This window comes from Bacteroides sp. AF32-8BH (assembly GCF_003435205.1).
GTDB classification, from domain to species: Bacteria; Bacteroidota; Bacteroidia; order Bacteroidales; family Bacteroidaceae; genus Bacteroides; species Bacteroides ovatus.
The window spans coordinates 107500-129352 of record NZ_QVLZ01000014.1; the positions used below are offsets into that span (position 1 = coordinate 107500).

16 protein-coding genes, 2 tRNA genes and 4 pseudogenes are annotated in these 21853 nt (G+C 40.9%); 16 read left to right on the forward strand and 6 right to left on the reverse strand.

All coding sequences use genetic code 11. From position 1 onward, the window contains the following. Positions 1-30: 30 nt before the first annotated feature. A complete protein-coding gene (locus DWZ47_RS11975) occupies positions 31-651 on the reverse strand; it encodes a TetR/AcrR family transcriptional regulator (RefSeq protein WP_032846567.1) in 621 nt (206 codons plus the stop codon). A gap of 4 nt (positions 652-655) precedes the next feature. Next, positions 656-4868 (reverse strand): annotated as a pseudogene (locus DWZ47_RS11980) (acyl-CoA dehydratase activase-related protein). An 831-nt stretch (positions 4869-5699) separates the two neighbouring features. Between DWZ47_RS11980 and DWZ47_RS11985 the strand changes: the two are divergent. The 6 genes and pseudogenes from DWZ47_RS11985 to DWZ47_RS12010 all read left to right on the forward strand — a co-directional run. Continuing rightward, positions 5700-6068, forward strand: a pseudogene (locus tag DWZ47_RS11985) (putative quinol monooxygenase); the annotation flags it as partial. Positions 6069-6079: 11 nt separating this feature from the next. Further along, positions 6080-6907 carry a carboxymuconolactone decarboxylase family protein gene (locus tag DWZ47_RS11990; RefSeq protein ID WP_081084210.1) on the forward strand — a complete coding sequence of 276 codons (828 nt, stop codon included), beginning with the start codon at positions 6080-6082 and terminating at the stop codon, positions 6905-6907. Between the two features lie 55 nt (positions 6908-6962). Next, a pseudogene (locus DWZ47_RS30955) lies at positions 6963-7037 on the forward strand (sugar O-acetyltransferase); the annotation flags it as partial. Between the two features lie 98 nt (positions 7038-7135). After that, a complete protein-coding gene (locus tag DWZ47_RS12000) occupies positions 7136-7699 on the forward strand; it encodes a flavodoxin (protein WP_117513257.1) in 564 nt (187 codons plus the stop codon). Between the two features lie 105 nt (positions 7700-7804). Then, positions 7805-8383: a Crp/Fnr family transcriptional regulator gene (locus DWZ47_RS12005; protein ID WP_004311506.1), complete on the forward strand. Its 579-nt coding sequence runs from the start codon at positions 7805-7807 to the stop codon at positions 8381-8383. A gap of 64 nt (positions 8384-8447) precedes the next feature. Next, entirely contained in the window at positions 8448-8870 is a 423-nt protein-coding gene (locus DWZ47_RS12010) for a GNAT family N-acetyltransferase (RefSeq protein WP_004311505.1), read from the forward strand. Between the two features lie 217 nt (positions 8871-9087). Here the strand turns inward: DWZ47_RS12010 and DWZ47_RS12015 are convergent. Both DWZ47_RS12015 and DWZ47_RS12020 read right to left on the reverse strand, forming a co-directional pair. Beyond that, positions 9088-9161 (reverse strand) — tRNA-Asp (locus tag DWZ47_RS12015). Positions 9162-9216: 55 nt separating this feature from the next. Beyond that, positions 9217-9290: transfer RNA gene (locus tag DWZ47_RS12020), tRNA-Asp, on the reverse strand. Between the two features lie 442 nt (positions 9291-9732). Here DWZ47_RS12020 and purU point away from each other — a divergent pair. The 10 genes and pseudogenes from purU (at position 9733) to DWZ47_RS12070 (ending at position 19902) form a co-directional block, all read left to right on the forward strand. Then, complete coding sequence (gene purU / locus DWZ47_RS12025) at positions 9733-10590, forward strand: formyltetrahydrofolate deformylase (protein ID WP_004297049.1); 858 nt, start codon at positions 9733-9735, stop codon at positions 10588-10590. After that, positions 10590-11180: an imidazole glycerol phosphate synthase subunit HisH gene (hisH, locus tag DWZ47_RS12030; protein ID WP_004297048.1), complete on the forward strand. Its 591-nt coding sequence runs from the start codon at positions 10590-10592 to the stop codon at positions 11178-11180. Before purU ends, hisH begins: the two co-directional genes overlap by 1 nt. Positions 11181-11198: 18 nt before the next feature. Continuing rightward, positions 11199-11918, forward strand: a complete 720-nt coding sequence (gene hisA, locus DWZ47_RS12035; RefSeq protein ID WP_004311504.1) for a 1-(5-phosphoribosyl)-5-[(5-phosphoribosylamino)methylideneamino]imidazole-4-carboxamide isomerase — start codon at positions 11199-11201, stop codon at positions 11916-11918. Positions 11919-12021: 103 nt separating this feature from the next. Further along, complete coding sequence (gene hisF / locus DWZ47_RS12040; RefSeq protein ID WP_004297046.1) at positions 12022-12777, forward strand: imidazole glycerol phosphate synthase subunit HisF; 756 nt, start codon at positions 12022-12024, stop codon at positions 12775-12777. 130 nt (positions 12778-12907) lie between these two features. Beyond that, positions 12908-13519: a bifunctional phosphoribosyl-AMP cyclohydrolase/phosphoribosyl-ATP diphosphatase HisIE gene (hisIE, locus tag DWZ47_RS12045; protein WP_117513259.1), complete on the forward strand. Its 612-nt coding sequence runs from the start codon at positions 12908-12910 to the stop codon at positions 13517-13519. Between the two features lie 41 nt (positions 13520-13560). Continuing rightward, on the forward strand, positions 13561-14289 hold the full coding sequence (locus tag DWZ47_RS12050) for a cell division ATP-binding protein FtsE (RefSeq protein ID WP_004297044.1): 729 nt from the start codon (positions 13561-13563) through the stop codon (positions 14287-14289). 13 nt (positions 14290-14302) lie between these two features. Continuing rightward, positions 14303-15622, forward strand: coding sequence for an aspartate kinase (locus DWZ47_RS12055; RefSeq protein WP_117513260.1), 1320 nt, complete (start codon positions 14303-14305; stop codon positions 15620-15622). A 78-nt stretch (positions 15623-15700) separates the two neighbouring features. Further along, positions 15701-16861, forward strand: a complete 1161-nt coding sequence (gene lysA, locus DWZ47_RS12060) for a diaminopimelate decarboxylase (protein ID WP_004304026.1) — start codon at positions 15701-15703, stop codon at positions 16859-16861. A 141-nt stretch (positions 16862-17002) separates the two neighbouring features. Continuing rightward, positions 17003-17482, forward strand: a complete 480-nt coding sequence (locus DWZ47_RS12065) for a ferritin (protein ID WP_004304025.1) — start codon at positions 17003-17005, stop codon at positions 17480-17482. A gap of 156 nt (positions 17483-17638) precedes the next feature. After that, positions 17639-19902 (forward strand): annotated as a pseudogene (locus tag DWZ47_RS12070) (ATP-binding protein). 31 nt (positions 19903-19933) lie between these two features. On the opposite strand, the gene DWZ47_RS12075 reads toward DWZ47_RS12070, so the two are convergent. Together DWZ47_RS12075 and kbl are read right to left on the reverse strand one after the other, a co-directional pair. Further along, positions 19934-20341: a DUF2721 domain-containing protein gene (locus DWZ47_RS12075; protein ID WP_004304023.1), complete on the reverse strand. Its 408-nt coding sequence runs from the start codon at positions 20339-20341 to the stop codon at positions 19934-19936. A 202-nt stretch (positions 20342-20543) separates the two neighbouring features. Beyond that, positions 20544-21737 (reverse strand): glycine C-acetyltransferase, encoded by a 1194-nt coding sequence (kbl, locus tag DWZ47_RS12080; protein WP_008648592.1) that lies wholly within the window; start codon positions 21735-21737, stop codon positions 20544-20546. Between the last annotated feature and the right edge of the window lie 116 nt (positions 21738-21853).

Sequence of the window (21853 nt, forward strand, 5' to 3'; positions counted from 1 at the left end):
TTCAGTCTCTTTTTGTTTATAGTGTCTATACTATTTCTCATAACACAATAAGTTCTGCAATTGGTTGATGATGTTTTGTTTCCATTCTTGCAGGAAGTCAGCAAAAGCGGCTTCATCTTCCAAGAATAAAGATACTATCAGGTTCTTGGCAAGAAATGGATAGCTCAATAGGCTGTAGACAGTCAGAAATACAATATGTATCGGAACCTTTTTAAGTTTACCGTCTTCCATTGCTGTCAGTATACTGTCTTTCACTTGGGATAAAGCATCTCCGAACTGAAGTTCTTTTGCAGTGGCAAGCAAGTGGTTTACATCACGCTGTATTTCTCCGCAAATGAATCTGGGAAGACAGGGATTACTTGTGAAAAGCTCAATATACTCATCCAGAATCATGCTTAGTCGCTCCATAAATGGGATATCCTGTTTTACTATATCCTGTATTTTCGGCATTAAAGACATGACTATCGAGCCGAACACGGCTTTGAACATCTTATCTTTGGTTCTGAAATAATAATGTAAAGTGGGCCGGTTGATTCCTACCGTTGCAGCAATATCACTCATGCTGGTCTCCACAAATCCTTTTTCTATAAAAAGTTGTTGGGCAGTTTTTATTATTTGCTGCTCTAAATCGCTATGTTCCGTTGTAGCCATAATTTTAGTTGTTTATGTTGTCAATAAAAAGTAATAATCTGTTTGTTATGTTCACATCGCTGACGCTACTGTCAAAGTCTAAAGATAGTATATTCATTTGAGGGCACAGCGATTTTATACGTTTTTCTATTCCTTTTTCTACAATGTGATTGGCAATGCATCCGAAAGGTTGCAAGCTAATGACATGATTGACTCCTTGGGAAGCAAAGGATAGTATTTCACCGGATATCAGCCAACCCTCTCCAAACTGGGTGCCCAAGGAGATGACTTGTTTAGCTTTTTCTGCCTTTTCAAAGATAGATTCGAACGGTATGAAGTAATTGAAACTTTTGCCGATTTCATTCACCTTATTAATCTGCTTCTGGACTTTCTTGTATAACCAGTCTATAACAAAGTCGGGAGTGAGTTTTCGCTGCAAGTGTTGGTTCTGTCTCACTTTCAGGTTGACAAATCCCTGCATGAAGAAATCACTTATCAGTGGCGGAATCACTTCGATCTTCTGGTTGATGAGCCATGAGGTGACGTCCTTTTGAGCAAAAGGGTTGAACTTCAGGAATATTTCCCCAACAATACCTACTTTGTGACAGGATCTCTGTTCACAGATTTTGTTGAAGTCTCTGGCAGCGAGATATAAGTAGCTCAACAAGTCCTCCGGTTTATTTTTCTGGATGATGGGCTGTGCTGTATCCAGATAAAGATCGCGCAGACGGGCGGCCTGTCCCCGTTCTTTCTCACGAACGACAGCTGCATAATAGAATTTGGCAATGCAATCACTGTATAACACAGACGCAAGTATGATTGGTAAAACCTTGAGCCAGTTTACCTTAAAACCGGATTGCTCATTTTCGATACCACTGCCGAAAGCAAGTGATACCACCGGTGTATTGGTGTATCCATTCTCAATCAATGCCTTTTTTATCAGTGAAATATAGTTGCTGGCACGACATTGTCCACCGGTTTGTGTGATGGCAACGCACGTATTGGCAGGATCATAACGTCCGCTTTTAAAGGCTTTTACTATGTCGCCGACAATCAATGTTGCCGGATAACATACCTCATTATTGGAGTATTTCAATCCCCAGTCGCAAGATGCGGTGTCGCTCAACGGTAACGTTTCCATTTCATATCCGGCCACTTTCATGATGGATGGAATGAGTGGTGAAATGAAAGGCGTAAAGAATGGAGCGAGGATTTTCTTCTTTTTGTCTTTCTTGGTGAAAGGAGCAGTTGAAACAAATGGCTCGGGATCTTTCGTTTGAGAATGTTTCAAACTGAAATTCAAGCTTTCCACCAACGAGCGGACTCGTAATTTGATGGAGCCGATATTATTAACATCGTCTATCTTGAGCAAAGTAAGATTCTTGCCGTATCGTTTCAGCAAGTTACGTACTTCATCTATAAGGAAAGCATCCGGACCGCAGCCAAAAGAAGTCATCTGCATATATTGTATGTCACCCTCTTGCATTGCCGCCCACTTGGTTGCTTTCAGAATACGGTTGGTAAATGCCCATTGAGAGAGGTAATGAGTCTTTTCCAATGAAATCTCCTGCTGGCGGACAATATCATCAGTTATCACATAAACTCCCATCGCAGCAATCATGTCCGAAACCTTGTGCTGTATCAGTGGATCGCTATGGTAAGGGCGTCCGGCGAGTAAGATAATCAGTTTGTGTTTTTCCCGTCCCTCGTTCAGAACTTCCTGATTATAGGCCGCAATTTTTTTTTTCGAAAGCATATTGTTCCTGTAATGCGCGTGAGAAGGCATTTTTGCATACCTCATCCCTGATACCCAAAGATTTCAGATATTCATAGCATTGTTTATACAGCAATGCTTCATCTTTGAAGGTGATAGTCGGAGCATCTATCGGTATATTCTCTTCCTGTACACTTTTGATGACTTCCGAATAACCGGAAACGATGGGGCAATTATAGCTGTTTTGCTGTTGCTTATCCTTTTTCTCGAAAACGACGAACGGCATAAATATCCGGTTGACGTTTTGTTGCGTCAGATTGCGGATATGACTGTGCACAAGTTTGGCAGGGAAGCAGATGTTATCAGACATCACCATGCCGGCAGCAGTCTCGTATTTGCTGAATGTAGAGGGTTCCGACAACTGTACCTGAATGCCGCAAGCAGTAAATAAGGTATGCCAGAAAGGGTATTCCTCATACATGTTCAGAATACGTGGAATACCTATGGTGAATAGGGGTTGTGGAATGTCTGCGCTCCGGTCAAATAATAATTCCAGCTTTTTATCATACGTATTGATGCCTTTGTCCGCATGGCTTCCTTTATTGGAAAACACCTTCTCACACCGGTTGCCGGAGAAGTAATGGTTGTCATTGTTGAACGTATATCGCATAATGGCGCACTGGTTCTCGCACCCCCGGCATTGAAGTTGCTTGGAAGTATATTGCGCCCATTGGAGCATCTCGTTCAGCTCCGTCACCCGGGCATTTTCGATTTGTTTGGCATATAGGGCACAACCAAGAGCACCCATCAATTCAGGACAGTTACTGCGGAAGGTTTGTTTCCCGGTCAGTTTTTCCAGACTTCGTACGATGGAATCATTACGCATGGTTCCTCCCTGCACGACAATATGGTCGCCAAGTATCTCCGTGTCTTTTAATTGCAGAACCTTATACAGGCAGTTTTTAACAACGGAATAAGATAATCCGGCAGCTATATCCGCTACGGACGCTCCTTCCCGAAGTACCTGTTTTACTTTGGAGTTCATGAAGACTGTGCAACGTGTACCCAGATCACATGGTGCTTGCGAAAAACAAGCTGCTTTGGCAAAGTCCTCCACACTGTAATCCAGCGATTTCGCAAATGTGCTGATAAAAGAACCGCAACCGGAGGAACAGGCTTCATTGATTTCGATTCTGTTGATTACTCCGTCGTTCACAAAGATGGCTTTCATATCCTGCCCTCCAATATCCAGGATAAAAGAAACTTCTTTGCTGATATGTTTGGCAGCAGCATAATGAGCGATGGTTTCAATGATTCCCGCATCCATGTGGAAAGCCGCTTTTATCAGATCTTCTCCGTAACCGGTAGAACATCCTCCTTTTATGCGCAGGGTAGTTCCTCGTCTCCGGCATTCTTCATATAGTTTCTGCAAGCCGTTCTCTACTGTTTTTATAGGGTTTCCGTTGTTGTCGTGATAATAGGAGTAAAGGATACGATGATCGTTGTCGAGTACTACGATTTTGGTGGTAGTAGAGCCGGAGTCTATGCCGATAGTTGCTTCCTGTAATCCGGGACGCAGACTGGCATATTGAATTTTATACTGGTCTTTTTCTTTTTTCCATGACCGATATTCTTCCTCACTGTCGAATATAGGAGAAAGATCACTCTGGAAAGGTGAGGTAACACTTAGTTTGTTTTCTATTACCTGTATCAGGTTGGAGAGATGAATACTTTCTTCATTGTTCTCTGCCAATGCTGCTCCCCAGGCAGGGATCAGATTTCCTTTTTCCGGTAATATGAAGTCTGTATCTTGTGACAGATTCAGATAGTTAGCAAATGCTTTCCGAAGGGCCGGAATAAAAGTCAATGGGCCACCGCAGAGTAATACCGGAGCTACGATATTGCAACCGCGTGCAAGTGTGACAGTGGTCTGTACGGCTACTGCATGGAAAATGGAAGCTGCTATATTTTCTTTGGATATATTTTTGGCTATCAGATTCTGTATGTCCGTTTTGCAGAATACTCCGCAGCGTGAAGCGATAGAGTATACCTGATTGGAACGAAGTGCCAGTTCATTCAATTCGTCGATGGAGACTCCAAGCAGAATAGCCATCTGGTCAATGAAAGCCCCGGTTCCGCCGGCGCAATTTCCATTCATGCGCAGGTCTGTAGCCTGTCCGTCCTGAAAGAAAACAACTTTCGCATCTTCTCCTCCGATATCGATCATAGTGGCTGTGTGCGGATGCTCCCGGCGCACATAGTTTGTTGCAGCTACAACCTCTTGCACAAACGGCAGAGAGCATTTCTCTGAAATTCCCATTCCAACAGAGCCCGTAATGTGGAAAGATAAAGGAATATCACCCAACTGTTCCTTTATTTGATAAAGAAATCCGAGTAAACATTCTTGTATTTTTGCCTGATGCCTTTTGTATCCGGAAAACAAGACTGTAGTTCCATCTTTGTCCAATACTACCATCTTGGCGGTAGTAGAGCCTATATCTAAACCCACTTTATATGTATTCATATACCAAATATCTTAAATTAGACCTTGCGTCTGACACCAGTGTCAGACGCAAATGTATGTAAAAATATGGTAGATACGGCAAATCGTAATTGAAGTTTTGGGTTTAATTAACGAATTGGGAAAAAAGAAAGATGGAATGTGAGAGAGGAAAATGATTGTGTAAATAAAGAAGTAAATGAATGATTGTATGTTTATATTACTTGTAAGGTTGTAGCAGATTTTTTATGGTGAATCCTAGAAATCTTGTTTACTCTATTTTTGACAAAAGGAAACGTGGCTTTTAATAAACCCGGATTCTGTTTATAATAAACTTTTTGATAGTTTTAGTAAAACGGTATTCGAGTTTATTATAAACTATTGTAGAACAGTTTTAGAATCAGACGAGAGATTTTAAGCTGAATTATAAACAAAATGGGGCAATAATCATTCGACTATTGCCCCATATAGTATAGGAGTGGTATTGTAAAATACCAGGTTATTTATGATTTATGTATGATTATTTCTTACTATTTTCATGTTGCTTATACTTTTTCTTTTCTCAAAGATACAACATAAAAAGTCCTTTGTCAAGAGTCTGATGAGAAAAGTATCTTATCGCTCTTAAAACAGATGAATAACTTTACTTCTAATATCTGATTTTTATTCGGCTTTATTACAGAATCGGGAATTTGGGTATAAAAATCCGTAATTGATATACAAGCCCATTCATTTTATCGCAGTAAATTTGCAATTAGAAGTTTAACAATGAAAAGATAGAAGATGATGATAAAAACAATTCTAAGTGTCTTGTCTTTATTCGTTATGTTATCATGCAGTATGACAGGGAAAAAGGATATAAGACAGCAGCCTGGTATGTGCGCCAAATTACCTATGGCGGCTGACGGTATTGTGCGGCTATCGAAAATCGAGGTTTATCCGGAGTATCTTGAAGAATATATGAAATATGCGGCCGAAGTGGGGGAAGTCTCCTTGCGTACTGAACCGGGAGTGCTGACTATGTATGCCGTCAGCGAAAAAGAGAATCCTGGCAGGATAACTATTCTTGAAACTTACGCGAGTCAGGAGGCTTATAAATCTCATATTGCATCGGAGCATTTTCAAAAGTACAAGCAAGGAACGCTGCACATGGTTAAGACTCTCGTACTCTCTGACCAAATGCCGCTTAACCCCGCAAATTGCATTAATAACTTCATTCAATAAACGAAATGATTATGAATAAACTCCTTTTATTTTCAGTATTTAGTATTTTAACACTCAATGTTATGGCACAAGAAAAGATAGTACAGACGGCAGGACGTGACCAGCTAGGAACGTTTGCCCCCAAGTTTGCGGAACTCAATGACGATGTTCTCTTTGGAGAAGTTTGGAGCCGCACTGACAAACTCGGTCTGCGTGACCGCAGTTTAGTAACCATTACCTCCCTTATCAGTATGGGAATCACGGACAATTCGCTCGTTTATCATCTTCAGTCGGCGAAGAAGAACGGCATCACCCGCACGGAGATCGCAGAGATTATCACTCATATAGGTTTCTATGCAGGTTGGCCGAAGGCGTGGGCAGCGTTCAATTTGGCAAAAGGAGTATGGTCTGAAGATATTGTTGGTGAGGATGCCAAAACAGCCTTCCAGCGTGAGATGATTTTCCCTATTGGCGAACCCAATACAGCCTATGCACAGTATTTTATTGGTAACAGTTATCTTGCTCCGGTTTCGCGCGAGCAGGTGAATATCTCTAACGTTACTTTTGAACCACGTTGCCGCAATAACTGGCATATTCACCGTGCAACGAAAGGTGGCGGACAGATGCTTATCGGTGTAGCCGGTCGAGGCTGGTATCAGGAAGAAGGTAAACCGGCGGTAGAGATTTTGCCTGGTACGGTTATCCATATTCCTGCCAATGTGAAACACTGGCACGGAGCTGCTGCCGACAGTTGGTTTGCTCATCTGGCTTTCGAAGTTTCCGGCGAAAACACTTCCAATGAGTGGCTTGAACCGGTTACAGATGACGAGTATAACAAACTCAAACAGACTAAACGATGATTTTTGCTAATCCTGCTTTATCTTTTGAAAGGAAATAATATGACTACCGAGGAATTTTAAGGAATATGTAAAGACGCGCAAAGCGCTTAATACAGAAGAAATACATCGTTTGATGGACGATATGGGCAATTATCAAAGTAATGGAAGAATGAAAACGCCTGTGGGGTTACTCCATCGTGATAATGTCTAAACTAATTAATGATAAGAAATATTTAAAATCAAAATAAAATGAAACAGATTATATTCATATTTATGAGTCTCCTTTGCTTTAGCTGCTCATCAAAAGCGCAGAATCAGACAGCGGATACTAATGTACAGTCCGATAAGAAAATCCTGGTTGCCTATTTCTCTTGTACTGGAACTACAGAAAAAGCCGCCGATGCCATTGCAAAAACGGTTGGCGGCAAACTTTATCAGATAACTCCCGCTACAGCCTATACCTCGGCAGATCTTGACTGGAACAACAAGAGTAGCCGTAGTTCAATTGAAATGACGACTGAAAATTCACGTCCGGAATTGGGGGGAGAAGCGCTTAATCTGAAAGATTACGACGTGATATTCCTTGGTTACCCGATATGGTGGAATTTATGTCCGCGTCCGGTCAATACATTCCTTGAGAAATATGATTTCTTCGGTAAAACCGTTATTCCATTTGCTACTTCCGGAGGAAGCTCAATAACTAATAGTGTAAAACAACTCAAGAAACTTTATCCAAAAATCGTATGGGGAGAAAGCCGATTGTTGAACGGAAGTGTCAAGCAGGCCGGAGAGTGGGCGAAAGGAGTAATATAAAGATGGCTACTGAAAATATATTCACTAAATATGAGAAGTTAAATAGGGCGGAAGTAATAGTGAATATATTAAATGAGTAAGTATATTACGAATCATATTTAGATTATGCTTTTAGAAAAACTACTTAAAGAATTTAATTTTAGTACTAATATTTTTAATTGGGAGGAGTTTAAGTTATTCGACCAATATTTTGAACGAATATTAGTTAGTAAAGGTACATTTTTGATTAAGGAAGGAGAAACAGAGAGGTATAGTTATTTCGTTTTTGATGGAATATTACGTTGTTGGCTTTTAAATCATAACGGGGAAGAACAAACTTTCTGGTTTTGTAAAGAGGGTACATTTTCAATGTCAAACATATCTTTTACATTACAAACTAGGTCTGCATTTAATGTGCAAACAATTGTAGATAGTGTTATTTACCGAATAGACAAGAAGCAAGTAAATGAACTATATACCGCTATCCCTAAAGTAAAAACTGTATTTGAAGATTTAAATGCTATATTGTTGAATAAACTTTTGAAAAGAAATATCGACTTGATTAAATATTCTCCTGAACAGTATTATCTACAGATGATGGAAGAATATGGTATTACATTAAACTATATACCATTAAAAGATATAGCTTCTTATTTGGGTATCACACAGCAAGCACTAAGCAGAATCCGTAAACGTATTTTTTAACTTGGGTTCAGTGTTTTGAATGTATAAGTAACGAACTTTGCGGCTTTAAATTGCAATTACAAGTATGATTAGAAAAATTAAAGTTACGGATTATCCACGTTTGATGGAAATTTGGGAAAGTGCAGTATTGAGTACACATGATTTTCTTAAAGAGGAAGATTTTCTATATTATAAGGAACGACTTCCGGTATATTTTCAGTATGTTAATCTATTCGGATTTGAACAAGAGGGAATCTTAATCGGATTTATGGGAATTGCAGAAGGAAATCTTGAAATGTTATTTATTGACAATAAGTATCGAGGCGCAGGAATCGGAAAAAAATTAATAACTTATGCCATAGATAATTTGCAAGTAACTAAAGTTGATGTGAATGAGCAAAATGTTCAAGCTGTCGGTTTTTATGAATATATGGGTTTTAACATATATAAAAGGTCGAATTTGGACGGAGAAGGTAAGGAATATCCTATTTTACACATGCAGTTGTAGTCTCTGTTCAATTATAAACAGATGCTTAGTATAGGTACCTTTAATTGAAGATGAATGTTACATTTGAATAAAATGATTGGTTAAAAAATCATTGTAGAGTTTGAATGGGCACATCTATCGCCTACTTAAACTCTGTTTTAAATGAAGTGAAGAAAAAGAAAAAAGCTCTGAATTTCTTGAATTTCAGAGCTTTGCTTTAATTTACTATTTGCTTTCGCGGTGCGTACGGGACTCGAACCCGTGACCCCATGCGTGACAGGCATGTATTCTAACCAACTGAACTAACGCACCAAATTTTAATTGGATTAACTCATTTATATTTCTCTCTGCTTCTTAGTGAAAGAAGCGGTGCGTACGGGACTCGAACCCGTGACCCCATGCGTGACAGGCATGTATTCTAACCAACTGAACTAACGCACCAGAATTTCAATTTATTAATCTGCATCTCTCTCGATTGCGGGTGCAAAGGTAGTTGTTTTTTGTAAACCTGCAAGCGTTTTGAGAAAAGTTTTTTTCAAGAAAAAACAAGAAAAATGCTTAGTGTCTCATTTTGAGTACTTTTGTAATGAAAAAAAATATTCGTTTTTCTTCTCTTCGGATAGTGACGGTATCTGATCGTTATAGTGACGCTATCACGATGGAATACCGTCACTATCCGAAGGCAATGGCGTCACTATCCTAAAGTTTGTCATTCTTTTCATTGAAAATAACTCTCGATATCTTTCTATCTGTAAGAAATCACCGTTTTTATATCAACTTTCTGCTTGAATAATTCGTAATTTTGCAATAAATCGTTATTTTTGCGGACTAAAATTAGAAAGGTAGAAAATAATCTGCCTAGAATCGTTAATTAGTAGAAAGAATGATGACAACAGCCAAACTGTTATTGCACTGTCCCGACAAACCGGGAATCCTAGCGGAAGTGACAGACTTTATTACGGTAAACAAAGGAAATATTATCTATTTGGATCAGTATGTAGATCATGTAGAGAACATCTTCTTCATGCGTATTGAATGGGAACTGAAAGATTTTCTGGTTCCACAGGAAAAAATTGAAGATTATTTCAGAACACTCTACGGGCAAAAATATGAAATGGATTTTCGTCTTTATTTCTCTGATGTAAAACCACGTATGGCTATTTTCGTATCCAAGCTGTCACACTGTCTTTTCGATATGTTAGCCCGGTATACGGCAGGAGAGTGGAATGTAGAGATACCTCTTATTATAAGTAATCATCCGGATTTGCAGCACGTGGCAGAACGTTTCGGAATTCCTTTCTATCTGTTCCCTATCACCAAGGAGACGAAAGAAGAACAGGAGCGCAAAGAGATGGAATTGCTTGCCAAACATAAGATTACATTTATTGTATTGGCACGCTATATGCAGGTGATCTCCGAACAGATGATTAATGCTTATCCGAATAAGATTATCAATATTCATCATTCTTTCCTTCCTGCGTTTGTAGGGGCGAAGCCTTATCACGCAGCTTTCCAGAGAGGGGTGAAAATTATTGGTGCAACTAGTCATTATGTAACGACAGAGCTGGATGCCGGACCGATTATTGAACAGGATGTAGTGCGCATTACTCATAAAGATGCTATTGAAGACCTCGTAAATAAAGGAAAGGATTTGGAAAAAATCGTTCTTTCGCGTGCAGTGCAGAAGCACATCGAGCGCAAAGTTTTGGCTTATAAAAATAAAACAGTAATATTTAGCTGATGAAAGTAGCAGTTGTAAAATACAATGCCGGCAATATTCGTTCTGTGGATTATGCTTTAAAGCGGTTGGGGGTAGAAGCGGTGATTACTGCTGATAAAGAAGAACTCCAATCGGCCGATAAAGTTATTTTTCCCGGAGTGGGAGAGGCGGAAACTACCATGAACCACTTGAAGGCAACGGGACTGGACGAACTGATTAAGAATCTCCGTCAGCCTGTATTTGGAATTTGTCTCGGCATGCAGTTGATGTGCCGGCATTCCGAAGAAGGAGAAGTCGATTGTTTGAATATCTTTGATGTGGATGTGAAACGTTTTGTCCCGCAGAAACATGAGGATAAAGTGCCGCACATGGGATGGAACACCATTGGAAAAACGAATAGCAAATTGTTTGAAGGGTTCACCGAAGAAGAGTTTGTCTATTTTGTGCATAGCTTCTATGTGCCGACCTGCGACTTTACTGCTGCTACAACTGACTATATTCACCCGTTCAGTGCTGCGCTCCATAAAGATAACTTTTATGCTACCCAGTTCCATCCGGAAAAAAGTGGTAAGACAGGAGAGAAGATTCTGACAAACTTTTTAAACCTCTAAGATACAAATAGTAAATAGATGATAGAAATTATTCCAGCCATTGATATTATTGATGGAAAGTGCGTACGCCTTTCCCAGGGAGATTACGATAGTAAAAAGGTGTATAATGAGAACCCGGTGGAAGTTGCAAAGGAGTTTGAAGCGAACGGTGTTCGCAGGCTTCATGTGGTAGACTTGGACGGTGCTGCTTCTCATCATGTCGTTAACTATCGGGTGTTGGAACAGATTGCTGTACGCACTTCTCTTGTCATAGATTTTGGTGGAGGAGTAAAGAGTGATGAAGATTTGAAAATTGCTTTTGAGAGCGGTGCGCAGATGGTAACCGGAGGAAGCATTGCAGTGAAAGATCCGGAATTATTCTGTCATTGGCTGGAAATATACGGCAGTGAGAAGATTATTTTGGGGGCAGATGTAAAAGAACATAAGATAGCCGTCAATGGTTGGAAAGATGAAAGTGCCTGTGAACTTTTTCCATTTCTCGAAAATTATATAGATAAAGGTATACGAAAAGTAATCTGTACGGATATTAGCTGTGACGGAATGTTGAGTGGCCCTTCTATCGATTTGTATAAAGAGGTGTTGGCAAAATTCCCTGACCTTTATCTGATGGCTAGTGGCGGGGTGAGCAAGATGGATGATATTGTAGCCTTGGATGAGGCCGGTGTTCCCGGAGTTATTTTCGGTAAGGCATTATACGAAGGACATATCACCTTACAAGATTTGAGAATCTTTCTGTAATGAGCGTATCGGAATAAATAAGATACCTTTATTATAAGGAAGATAAGAATCGAGCTTCAGGAATATAGATTATAAATTGTTGAACAATAAATAAAATAGGATTGTGTTAGCAAAAAGAATAGTACCTTGTCTGGATATAAAAGACGGACAAACCGTGAAAGGAACGAATTTTGTCAACTTGCGCCAAGCCGGTGATCCGGTGGAGCTAGGTCGTGCTTACAGTGAACAGGGAGCGGATGAACTTGTTTTCCTGGACATTACTGCAAGCCATGAAGGACGTAAGACTTTTACGGAATTGGTAAAACGGATTGCTGCTAATATCAATATCCCATTTACCGTAGGTGGTGGAATCAATGAATTAAGTGATGTAGACCGTCTGCTGAATGCAGGGGCAGATAAGATTTCTATCAATTCTTCCGCTATCCGCAATCCCCGGTTGGTTGACGAGATAGCAAAGAATTTCGGCTCACAAGTTTGTGTGTTGGCTGTAGATGCCAAACAGACCGAAAACGGTTGGAAATGTTACCTGAACGGAGGACGCATCGAAACGGATAAAGATCTGTTCGAGTGGACTAAAGAAGCACAGGAACGCGGAGCAGGAGAAATACTCTTCACAAGCATGAATCACGATGGTGTAAAAGCCGGTTATGCAAATGAAGCACTTGCCGCTTTAGCGGATCAACTCTCCATTCCCATCATAGCTTCAGGAGGTGCGGGCTGTAAGGAGCACTTCCGTGATGTCTTTTTACAGGGAAAGGCAGATGCTGCATTGGCTGCCAGTGTTTTTCACTTCGGAGAAATTAAAATTCCCGAATTAAAATCGTATCTTTGCGGCGAAGGAATTACCATCAGGGGGTGAGGCACCCCGGCCGGGTTTTCCTGCGGATGGATTATATAGTCAGATAAATATAGGAACTGTCTGCAAAAGAATTCCGTAGGCGAATAGGTAGTAATTGTAAATTGGAATAGTAATTAGAACTTATATAAAAATGGAATTGGATTTTGATAAAATGAACGGACTCGTTCCGGCTATCATACAGGACAACGAGACACGTAAGGTCTTGATGCTGGGTTTCATGAATAAAGAAGCTTATGATAAAACGGTAGAAACCGGAAAAGTTACATTCTTTAGCCGTACGAAGAATCGTTTATGGACAAAAGGTGAAGAAAGCGGTAACTTCCTTCATGTTGTATCTATAAAGGTTGATTGCGACAATGATACATTATTGATTCAAGTAGAACCGGTAGGTCCTGTGTGTCATACAGGCACAGATACTTGTTGGGGGGAGAAAAACGAAGAACCGGTCATGTTCCTGAAAGCATTGCAGGACTTCATAGACAAACGTCACAAAGAAATGCCCGAAGGTTCTTATACAACCAGCCTGTTTGAGTCGGGAATCAATAAGATAGCTCAAAAAGTAGGTGAGGAAGCTGTGGAAACAGTGATCGAAGCAACGAACGGTACTGACGAACGTTTGATCTACGAAGGAGCCGACCTCATTTATCACATGATTGTATTGCTTGCTTCAAAAGGCTATCGCATCGAAGATCTTGCACGTGAACTGCAGGAAAGACATAGCAGTACCTGGAAGAAGCATTAATAAGTAAAGATTAGAAATTAAAAATTAAAACGGGAGTCGGCATGGATGACGGGGCGTTGATACAATATAAGAACGTAGAAATCCATCAACAGGAACTCTGTGTGCTAAGTGATGTAAATCTGGAATTGCACAAAGGAGAGTTTGTCTATTTGATCGGAAAAGTAGGCTCGGGGAAAACGAGTCTGCTCAAGACTCTTTATGGCGAACTGGATGTAATTGACGGTGAAGCGGAAGTGCTGGGCTATAATATGCGATCTATCAAACGTAAGCATATCCCGCAATTGCGCCGCAAGTTAGGCATTGTATTCCAGGATTTTCAGCTGCTCACAGACCGTACTGTATATAATAACCTGGAATTTGTGCTTCGTGCCACAGGCTGGAAAAACAAACAGGAGATACAGGAGCGTATTGAAGAAGTGCTTCAACTGGTGGGAATGTCCAACAAAGGTTATAAACTTCCGAACGAACTTTCCGGTGGCGAACAGCAGCGCATTGTGATTGCACGTGCCGTACTCAATTCTCCGGCTATCATCCTGGCGGATGAACCAACCGGAAATCTGGATGTGGAAACAGGTAAAGCCATCGTTGAATTGTTGCACAATATCTGCGAATCCGGCTCATCGGTAGTGATGACGACGCACAATTTGCAACTGTTGAAAGATTATCCGGGCAGGGTATATCGTTGTGCCGACCATCAGATTGTAGATGTGACTGATGAATATATGCCCAGACAGAGAACAATAGAAATAGATTTAAATATAGATAACTAAAACAGTAACGAAAATGAAAGTTTTAAAGTTTGGAGGAACTTCCGTAGGTTCTGCTCAGCGCATGAAGGAAGTAGCCAAATTGATTACCGATGGTGAACAGAAGATTGTTGTTCTTTCTGCTATGTCAGGAACAACAAACACATTGGTGGAAATTTCGGACTATCTGTATAAGAAGAATCCGGAGGGTGCCAACGAGATTATTAATAAGCTGGAAGCAAAATATAAACAGCATATTGATGAGCTTTTTGCAACCCAGGAATATAAACAGAAAGGTCTTGAAGTTGTCAAATCCCACTTCGACTACATCCGCTCCTATACTAAAGACCTTTTCACTTTGTTCGAAGAGAAAGTGGTTTTGGCACAGGGAGAGCTTATCTCTACGGCGATGGTAAACTTTTACCTGCAGGAATGCGGTGTGAAGTCCGCGTTGCTTCCGGCTTTGGAATTCATGCGTACTGATAAGAACGCAGAACCGGACCCCGTATATATTAAGGATAAGTTGCGTGCTCAACTGGATCTTTATCCGGATACGGAAATCTACATTACGCAAGGTTTCATCTGCCGCAATGCTTACGGTGAGATAGACAACCTGCAACGTGGTGGTAGCGACTACACCGCTTCTCTGATCGGAGCAGCAGTAAACGCTTCCGAAATCCAGATCTGGACAGATATCGACGGTATGCACAATAACGACCCGCGTATTGTTGACAAGACCGCTCCGGTACGCCAGCTGCACTTCGAAGAAGCAGCCGAGTTGGCTTACTTCGGTGCAAAGATTCTGCACCCTACTTGTATCCAGCCGGCTAAATATGCCAATATCCCTGTCCGCTTGTTGAACACAATGGATCCGGAGGCTCCGGGCACACTGATTTCTAACGATACGGAAAAAGGCAAGATTAAGGCAGTAGCTGCAAAAGATAACATCACTGCTATTAAGATTAAATCCAGCCGCATGTTATTGGCTCATGGTTTCTTGCGTAAGGTGTTCGAAATCTTCGAAAGCTATCAGACATCTATCGATATGATCTGTACGTCAGAAGTCGGTGTATCTGTTACGATAGATAACACGAAACATCTTAATGAGATTCTGGACGACCTGAAGAAATACGGAACAGTAACCGTTGATAAAGAAATGTGTATCATCTGCGTTGTAGGTGACCTTGAATGGGAAAATGTCGGTTTTGAAGCAAAAGCACTCGATGCGATGCGCGATATACCGGTGCGAATGATCTCGTTTGGAGGAAGTAACTATAACATCTCCTTCCTCATTCGGGAGTGTGATAAGAAAGTAGCTTTACAATCGTTGAGCGATATGCTTTTCAACGGCAAATAATTCCACAAATAATACGAGCGCTTTTACCGAACTGATAAAAGCGCTCTTTTTTAACCAACTAAACAAGTTTTTCGAATTATGAAGGGAATATTTCCAATCGATAAATTCCGCACTTTGCAGACACCTTTCTATTATTACGATACCAAAGTGCTGCGCGATACATTGTCGGCTATTAACCATGAGGTTGCCAAATATCCTAATTATTCAGTGCATTACGCTGTTAAAGCAAATGCTAACCCGAAAGTACTTACCATCATCCGTGAGAGCGGAATGGGAGCCGACTGTGTGAGCGGTGGAGAAATTCGTGCCGCTATCCGTGCAGGATTTCCGGCCAATAAAGTTGTTTTTGCAGGAGTAGGTAAAGCAGACTGGGAAATTAACCTCGGGCTGGAGTACGGCATCTTCTGTTTCAATGTAGAGTCTATTCCCGAACTGGAAGTAATCAATGAATTGGCTGCTGCTCAAAATAAGGTGGCTAATGTTGCTTTCCGTATCAATCCGGATGTAGGCGCACATACTCACGCAAATATCACTACCGGTTTGGCAGAAAATAAATTCGGTATCAGCATGCAGGATATGGACAAGGTGATAGATGTGGCGCAGGAGATGAAAAACGTAAAGTTTATCGGGCTTCATTTCCACATTGGTTCACAGATTCTGGATATGGGCGATTTTGTAGCTCTCTGTAATCGTGTCAATGAATTACAGGATAAATTGGAAGCTCGCAGAATTCTGGTAGAACATATTAATGTAGGAGGTGGTTTGGGAATTGACTACGGACATCCCAATCGTCAGGCTATTCCGAACTTCAAGGATTACTTTGCTACCTATGCCGGACAACTGAAATTACGTCCTTATCAGACCTTGCATTTTGAATTGGGACGTGCAGTTGTAGGACAGTGCGGTTCCTTAATCTCTAAGGTTCTGTATGTAAAACAAGGCACACGGAAGAAATTTGCCATCCTGGATGCAGGTATGACCGATCTTATCCGTCCGGCTCTGTATCAGGCATTCCATAAAATGGAAAATATTACTTCCGAAGAACCATTGGAGGCATACGATGTAGTAGGACCGATCTGTGAATCGTCGGATGTTTTCGGAAAAGCGATTGACCTGAACAAAGTGAAGCGTGGTGACTTGATAGCCCTTCGTTCTGCTGGTGCTTATGGTGAAATAATGGCTTCCGGATACAACTGTCGTGAACTGCCGAAAGGATATACTTCCGACGAACTGGTGTAAGTAAAAAATGAACCACTACAATCAAAATGTGAATGTAGTTTAAAAATATAGGGTGCATGGAACAATTTTAACTGAAAGCTTGTTATTTTTGTAATGAGTTCAAAAAGAAACTACATTAACAACTTAATAAAAAATACGATTATGATTTCAGAAAAATTACAGAATGCAATTAACGAACAGATTACTGCTGAAATGTGGTCTGCTAACCTGTATTTAGCAATGTCTTTCTATTTTGAGAAAGAAGGTTTCAGCGGTTTTGCTCATTGGATGAAAAAGCAATCCCAGGAAGAAATGGGACATGCTTATGCAATGGCAGATTATATCATCAAACGTGGAGGAACTGCTAAAGTGGATAAAATAGATGTTGTTCCTAACGGATGGGGTACACCTCTCGAAGTGTTTGAACACGTTTACAAGCATGAATGTCATGTTTCTCAATTGGTGGACAAGCTGGTAGACGTAGCTGCTGCTGAAAAGGATAAAGCAACACAGGATTTCTTGTGGGGATTTGTTCGCGAACAAGTAGAAGAAGAAGCTACAGCACAAGGCATTGTTGACAAGATCAAGAAAGCTGGTGATACCGGAATTTTCTTTGTAGATTCACAATTGGGACAGCGTTAATGATGCTACTCTGAAAAAATAGTTCTTTATATAGATAGAAGCTGCCTGAATTTCTGTTCAGACAGCTTCTTTTTTTTCACTTATTAGGCTTATATGTTCGAAAATAAACTACCTTTGTATTACGAGTCAGAGAAAAATTAATCCCGATTATTATAAATGAATGGTGTGAATAGAGGAATTTTTAGATTGCTCCCTGTATTTTTATTGCTCTTTTTGGGGGGGAGTAGTTGTTCTCAAAAAGAAGAACGGCGTATTCTGGTTATCCACTCTTATGAGGAGACTTACGCGGCTTATCCGGAATTTAACCGGATGATAGCGGAGCAATTTGAGAAAGAGAAAATAGATGCTGATATCCGTACCGTTTATTTAGATTGTGAGTCCTATTGGGAAGAACCGGAGTTGGAACGAATGCGTTTTCTGGTTGATTCCGTTTCGAAAGACTGGCGGCCGGAAGTGATTCTGGTGAATGAAGACTAGGCTACTTATTCATTGATGAAATGCGGAATTCAGTTGGCGAAAGAAGTGCCTGTAGTTTTTGGTGGTGTCAATTATCCGAATTGGGGATTACTGAAACATCATCCCAACGTGACAGGCTTCCATGACAAGATAGCCTTTAATGAGAATATCAGTGTGGCAAAAGAGCTTTTCGGTGAGCACGTTCGTTTGTTTACCATGCTTGATACTACCTATATCGACAGACAAATCAGAAGAGATGCAAAGGAGCAGTTTAAAGGATATAAAGTGACCGGATTCATAGATAATCCCGAACTTTCTCCTGAAGAACAGATACGTTTGGCACAGGAAGAAGGCTATACCCGTTTCATGGCTATTCCTTTGCGTAATGCCAGAAACCATTCGAATGCTACTTTTATGTGGGTTTTGAACAGGAGTTACCGCGATCAATGTTATATCCAGTTGAAACGTGATTACACCACTATTAATATTGGGAGTATCTGTGGTAGTCCTAGTCTGACAGCCATCAATGAAGCCTTTGGGTTTGGTGAGAAGTTGTTGGGTGGATACATCACTTCGCTGCCTATTCAGGTAGAAGAAGAGGTGAAAACTGCCGTTCGCATATTACATGGCGCAAGCCCTTCGGATATACCCATTGTTGAAAGCCGGAAAGAGTATGTCGTAGACTGGAATACAATGACGCAAATTGGTTTGAGTAAGGAAAGTATTCCTGCTAAATATCGTATTATCAATATTCCGTTCAGAGATGAATATCCATTTTTGTGGGGAGCCTTAGTCGCTTCATTTGTTCTTTTCCTGATTTTACTTTTTGCTTCTCTTTGGTGGCTATATCTTCGGGAACAGATGAGGAAAAAACAGGCTCTTATAGCATTGGCTGATGAAAAAGAAACATTGTCATTAGCCATTGAGGGTGGAATGACGTATGCTTGGAGATTGGATAAGGGTTGTTTTGTTTTTGAAGATGCATTCTGGGCGTCGCAAGGGTTAAATCCTAGACAACTATCGTTTAAGGAATTCATGAGCTTTATTCATCCCGATCATTGGGAGGGAGTGAAGTTCAACTGGCGAAATCTGAAAAGTGCTCATAAAAAAATTGTGCAGGAGCTTTGTAACTTCGACGGTAAAGGCTATAGTGGTGGGAGTTTCGTTATACTACTAAACAGCTTTCGGGTGGTGAATATAAAACAGCAGGTTTGCTGCTCAACATACAAGATATAAAAGATCGTGAAGAGGAACTGGAAGCTGCACGCTTACTCGCTGAAAAGGCAGAATTGAAACAATCATTCCTGGCAAATATGAGCCATGAGATACGTACTCCACTTAATTCGATTGTGGGTTTTGCCAATATTCTGGCATTGGAAGATGGATTGAGTTCCGTAGAACGCGAAGAATACATCGGCACTATTAATAAGAACAGCGAGTTGTTGCTCAAATTGATTAACGATATTTTGGAGCTTTCTCGTATCGAATCAGGCTATATGTCTTTCTCGTTTAAGAAATGTAGGGTGAGAGAGCTGATTGATGACATTTATATGACTCACCAGGTATTGATTGCTCCACGCCTGGAATTCCTGAAAGAAGTGGATAATATACCTTTGGAAATTAATGTGGATAGAGAGCGCTTGATACAAGTTCTAACAAATTTCTTGAATAACGCCAGTAAATTTACGGAAACCGGATATATCAAATTAGGGTATATTTATCTGCCGGATGAGGGGCATGTGCGGATTTATGTAGAAGATACTGGGAGAGGTATTCCACGCGAAGAACAACGGATGATTTTCAGCCGTTTCTACAAACAGAACGAATTTTCACAGGGAGCAGGATTGGGGCTTTCTATTTGTCAGGTAATTATAGAAAAACTGGGTGGAAGGATTGAACTCAAATCCGAAGTAGGCAAGGGAAGTCGCTTTACGGTCATCCTTCCTTGCCGGGTAGTGTCTTGATAAAACTTAATAGGAGGGATTGTCAACCGTGTTATTTTTTGTTTTTCCCTTTCTCCATCGTTCCCAAGTAAATCTCCAGTGAACGGGTGGAAATCTGTATTTCGCGGAAAGATACGCCTAGAGAGGCTATCAACAGAATCAGTGCCAGTCCGAATACGTAAGCAGAAAATAATTGCAGTCCGATATAAATAAGAAACATACTGACTACGCAAAGAAAAAGACTTGCAATACCCAGTCCTTGCATTGTACGGGTCAGGTTCAACCGTTTCCGTAAATTCTCGATTTGAGCTTCAGTGATATCCGAAGGGTTCTCCACGTAGCGGTCACGCAGTTGGCGCACAAGTTGGGCATACGATAAGAAACGGTTGGTGTAAGCCAACAAAATCAATGAAACTGCCGAGAAAAGTAGGGCAGGAGTAGTGAGGGTCAGTTCTTCCATAATCTATTTTTTGTAGTCAAGTAGCGGTTCATAATTCATTTTATAAAAGAGAATTTAGGTGCAGATTACATAGATTTCACGTATTATACGTTTTTTAGAATGAAGCTTGTTATAAAGCAACTGTGTAAGATACGTGAAATCTGTGTGATCCGTGTAATCCGCGCCTAAAATATAGATTCCGCAAGGAAACCTTGCTTCGGAGTTATTCCGCTTTCAATACGTTGAGCTCTTTACCTACCTTGATAAAGGCAGCGATACACTTGTCAAGATGTGCTTTTTCGTGTCCTGCAGAAATCTGTACACGGATGCGGGCCTGATCTTTCGGCACTACCGGATAGTAGAAACCTGTCACATAGATACCCTCCTCCTGCATACGTGCAGCGTAAATCTGGGATAACTTCGCATCATACAGCATAACAGCACAGATAGCACTTTGTGTCGGTTTAATATCAAATCCGGCAGCCGTCATCTTATCGCGGAAGTAGTTTACATTCTCGACGAGTTTATCATGTAATGCATTGCTCTCTTTCAGCATCTTGAAAACTTCAAGACTTGCACCGATGATACCCGGAGCCAATGAGTTGGAGAACAAATACGGGCGACTACGTTGACGGAGTAAATCAATGATTTCTTTACGCCCGGTGGTAAATCCTCCCAGTGCACCGCCGAAAGCCTTACCCAACGTTCCGGTATAAATATCTACACGTCCGTGAGTCTTATACAACTCGCTTACGCCATGACCAGTGGCACCTACCACACCGGCAGAGTGAGACTCGTCCACCATTACTAACGCATTGTATTTCTCGGCAAGATCACAAATCTGATCCATCGGAGCTACATTGCCATCCATTGAGAACACACCGTCCGTAACAACAATACGGAAACGTTGTGCCTGCGCTTCTTGCAGACATCTTTCCAGGTCTTTCATGTCAGCATTGGCATAACGGTAACGTTTCGCTTTACAAAGACGTACCCCGTCAATGATAGAAGCGTGGTTTAGCGAGTCCGAGATGATGGCATCCTCTTCAGAGAAAAGCGGTTCGAATACACCGCCGTTAGCGTCAAAGCAGGCAGCATACAGAATCGTGTTTTCAGTCTGGAAATAGTCCGAGACGGCAGCTTCCAGTTCTTTGTGTATATCTTGTGTTCCACAAATGAAACGGACGGATGACATTCCGTATCCACGGTTGTTCATCATTTCCTGCGAAGCCTTGATTAATCGGGGATGATTGGACAATCCTAGATAGTTGTTTGCGCAGAAGTTTAATACTTCCTTACCTTTTACAGTGATGGCAGCTTGCTGCGCACTTTCAATCAGTCGTTCTTCTTTATAAAGTCCGGCTTCCTTAATTTCAGCCAATGTTTGGCGGAGATATTCTTGCATTTTACCGTACATAGTGTTTGGGTGATTAAGTTATATTGCAAAGGACACAATTTTTCTTGGAATAACAATGTCTTTTTGATTAAAATCTGAAAAAAAAGTGCTTACTTTGCGCACTATTTAAGCTTGAT

Excerpts from the sequence above, each read along its gene's own strand:
- DWZ47_RS11975 (WP_032846567.1), bottom strand. The coding sequence starts at position 651 with ATGGCTACAACGGAACATAGCGATTTAGAGCAGCAAATAATAAAAACT.
- DWZ47_RS11990 (WP_081084210.1), top strand. The coding sequence starts at position 6,080 with ATGAATAAACTCCTTTTATTTTCAGTATTTAGTATTTTAACACTCAAT.
- DWZ47_RS12000 (WP_117513257.1), top strand. The coding sequence starts at position 7,136 with ATGAAACAGATTATATTCATATTTATGAGTCTCCTTTGCTTTAGCTGC.
- DWZ47_RS12005 (WP_004311506.1), top strand. The coding sequence starts at position 7,805 with ATGCTTTTAGAAAAACTACTTAAAGAATTTAATTTTAGTACTAATATT.
- DWZ47_RS12010 (WP_004311505.1), top strand. The coding sequence starts at position 8,448 with ATGATTAGAAAAATTAAAGTTACGGATTATCCACGTTTGATGGAAATT.
- purU (WP_004297049.1), top strand. The coding sequence starts at position 9,733 with ATGATGACAACAGCCAAACTGTTATTGCACTGTCCCGACAAACCGGGA.
- hisH (WP_004297048.1), top strand. The coding sequence starts at position 10,590 with ATGAAAGTAGCAGTTGTAAAATACAATGCCGGCAATATTCGTTCTGTG.
- hisA (WP_004311504.1), top strand. The coding sequence starts at position 11,199 with ATGATAGAAATTATTCCAGCCATTGATATTATTGATGGAAAGTGCGTA.
- hisIE (WP_117513259.1), top strand. The coding sequence starts at position 12,908 with ATGGAATTGGATTTTGATAAAATGAACGGACTCGTTCCGGCTATCATA.
- DWZ47_RS12050 (WP_004297044.1), top strand. The coding sequence starts at position 13,561 with ATGGATGACGGGGCGTTGATACAATATAAGAACGTAGAAATCCATCAA.
- DWZ47_RS12055 (WP_117513260.1), top strand. The coding sequence starts at position 14,303 with ATGAAAGTTTTAAAGTTTGGAGGAACTTCCGTAGGTTCTGCTCAGCGC.
- lysA (WP_004304026.1), top strand. The coding sequence starts at position 15,701 with ATGAAGGGAATATTTCCAATCGATAAATTCCGCACTTTGCAGACACCT.
- DWZ47_RS12065 (WP_004304025.1), top strand. The coding sequence starts at position 17,003 with ATGATTTCAGAAAAATTACAGAATGCAATTAACGAACAGATTACTGCT.
- DWZ47_RS12075 (WP_004304023.1), bottom strand. The coding sequence starts at position 20,341 with ATGGAAGAACTGACCCTCACTACTCCTGCCCTACTTTTCTCGGCAGTT.
- kbl (WP_008648592.1), bottom strand. The coding sequence starts at position 21,737 with ATGTACGGTAAAATGCAAGAATATCTCCGCCAAACATTGGCTGAAATT.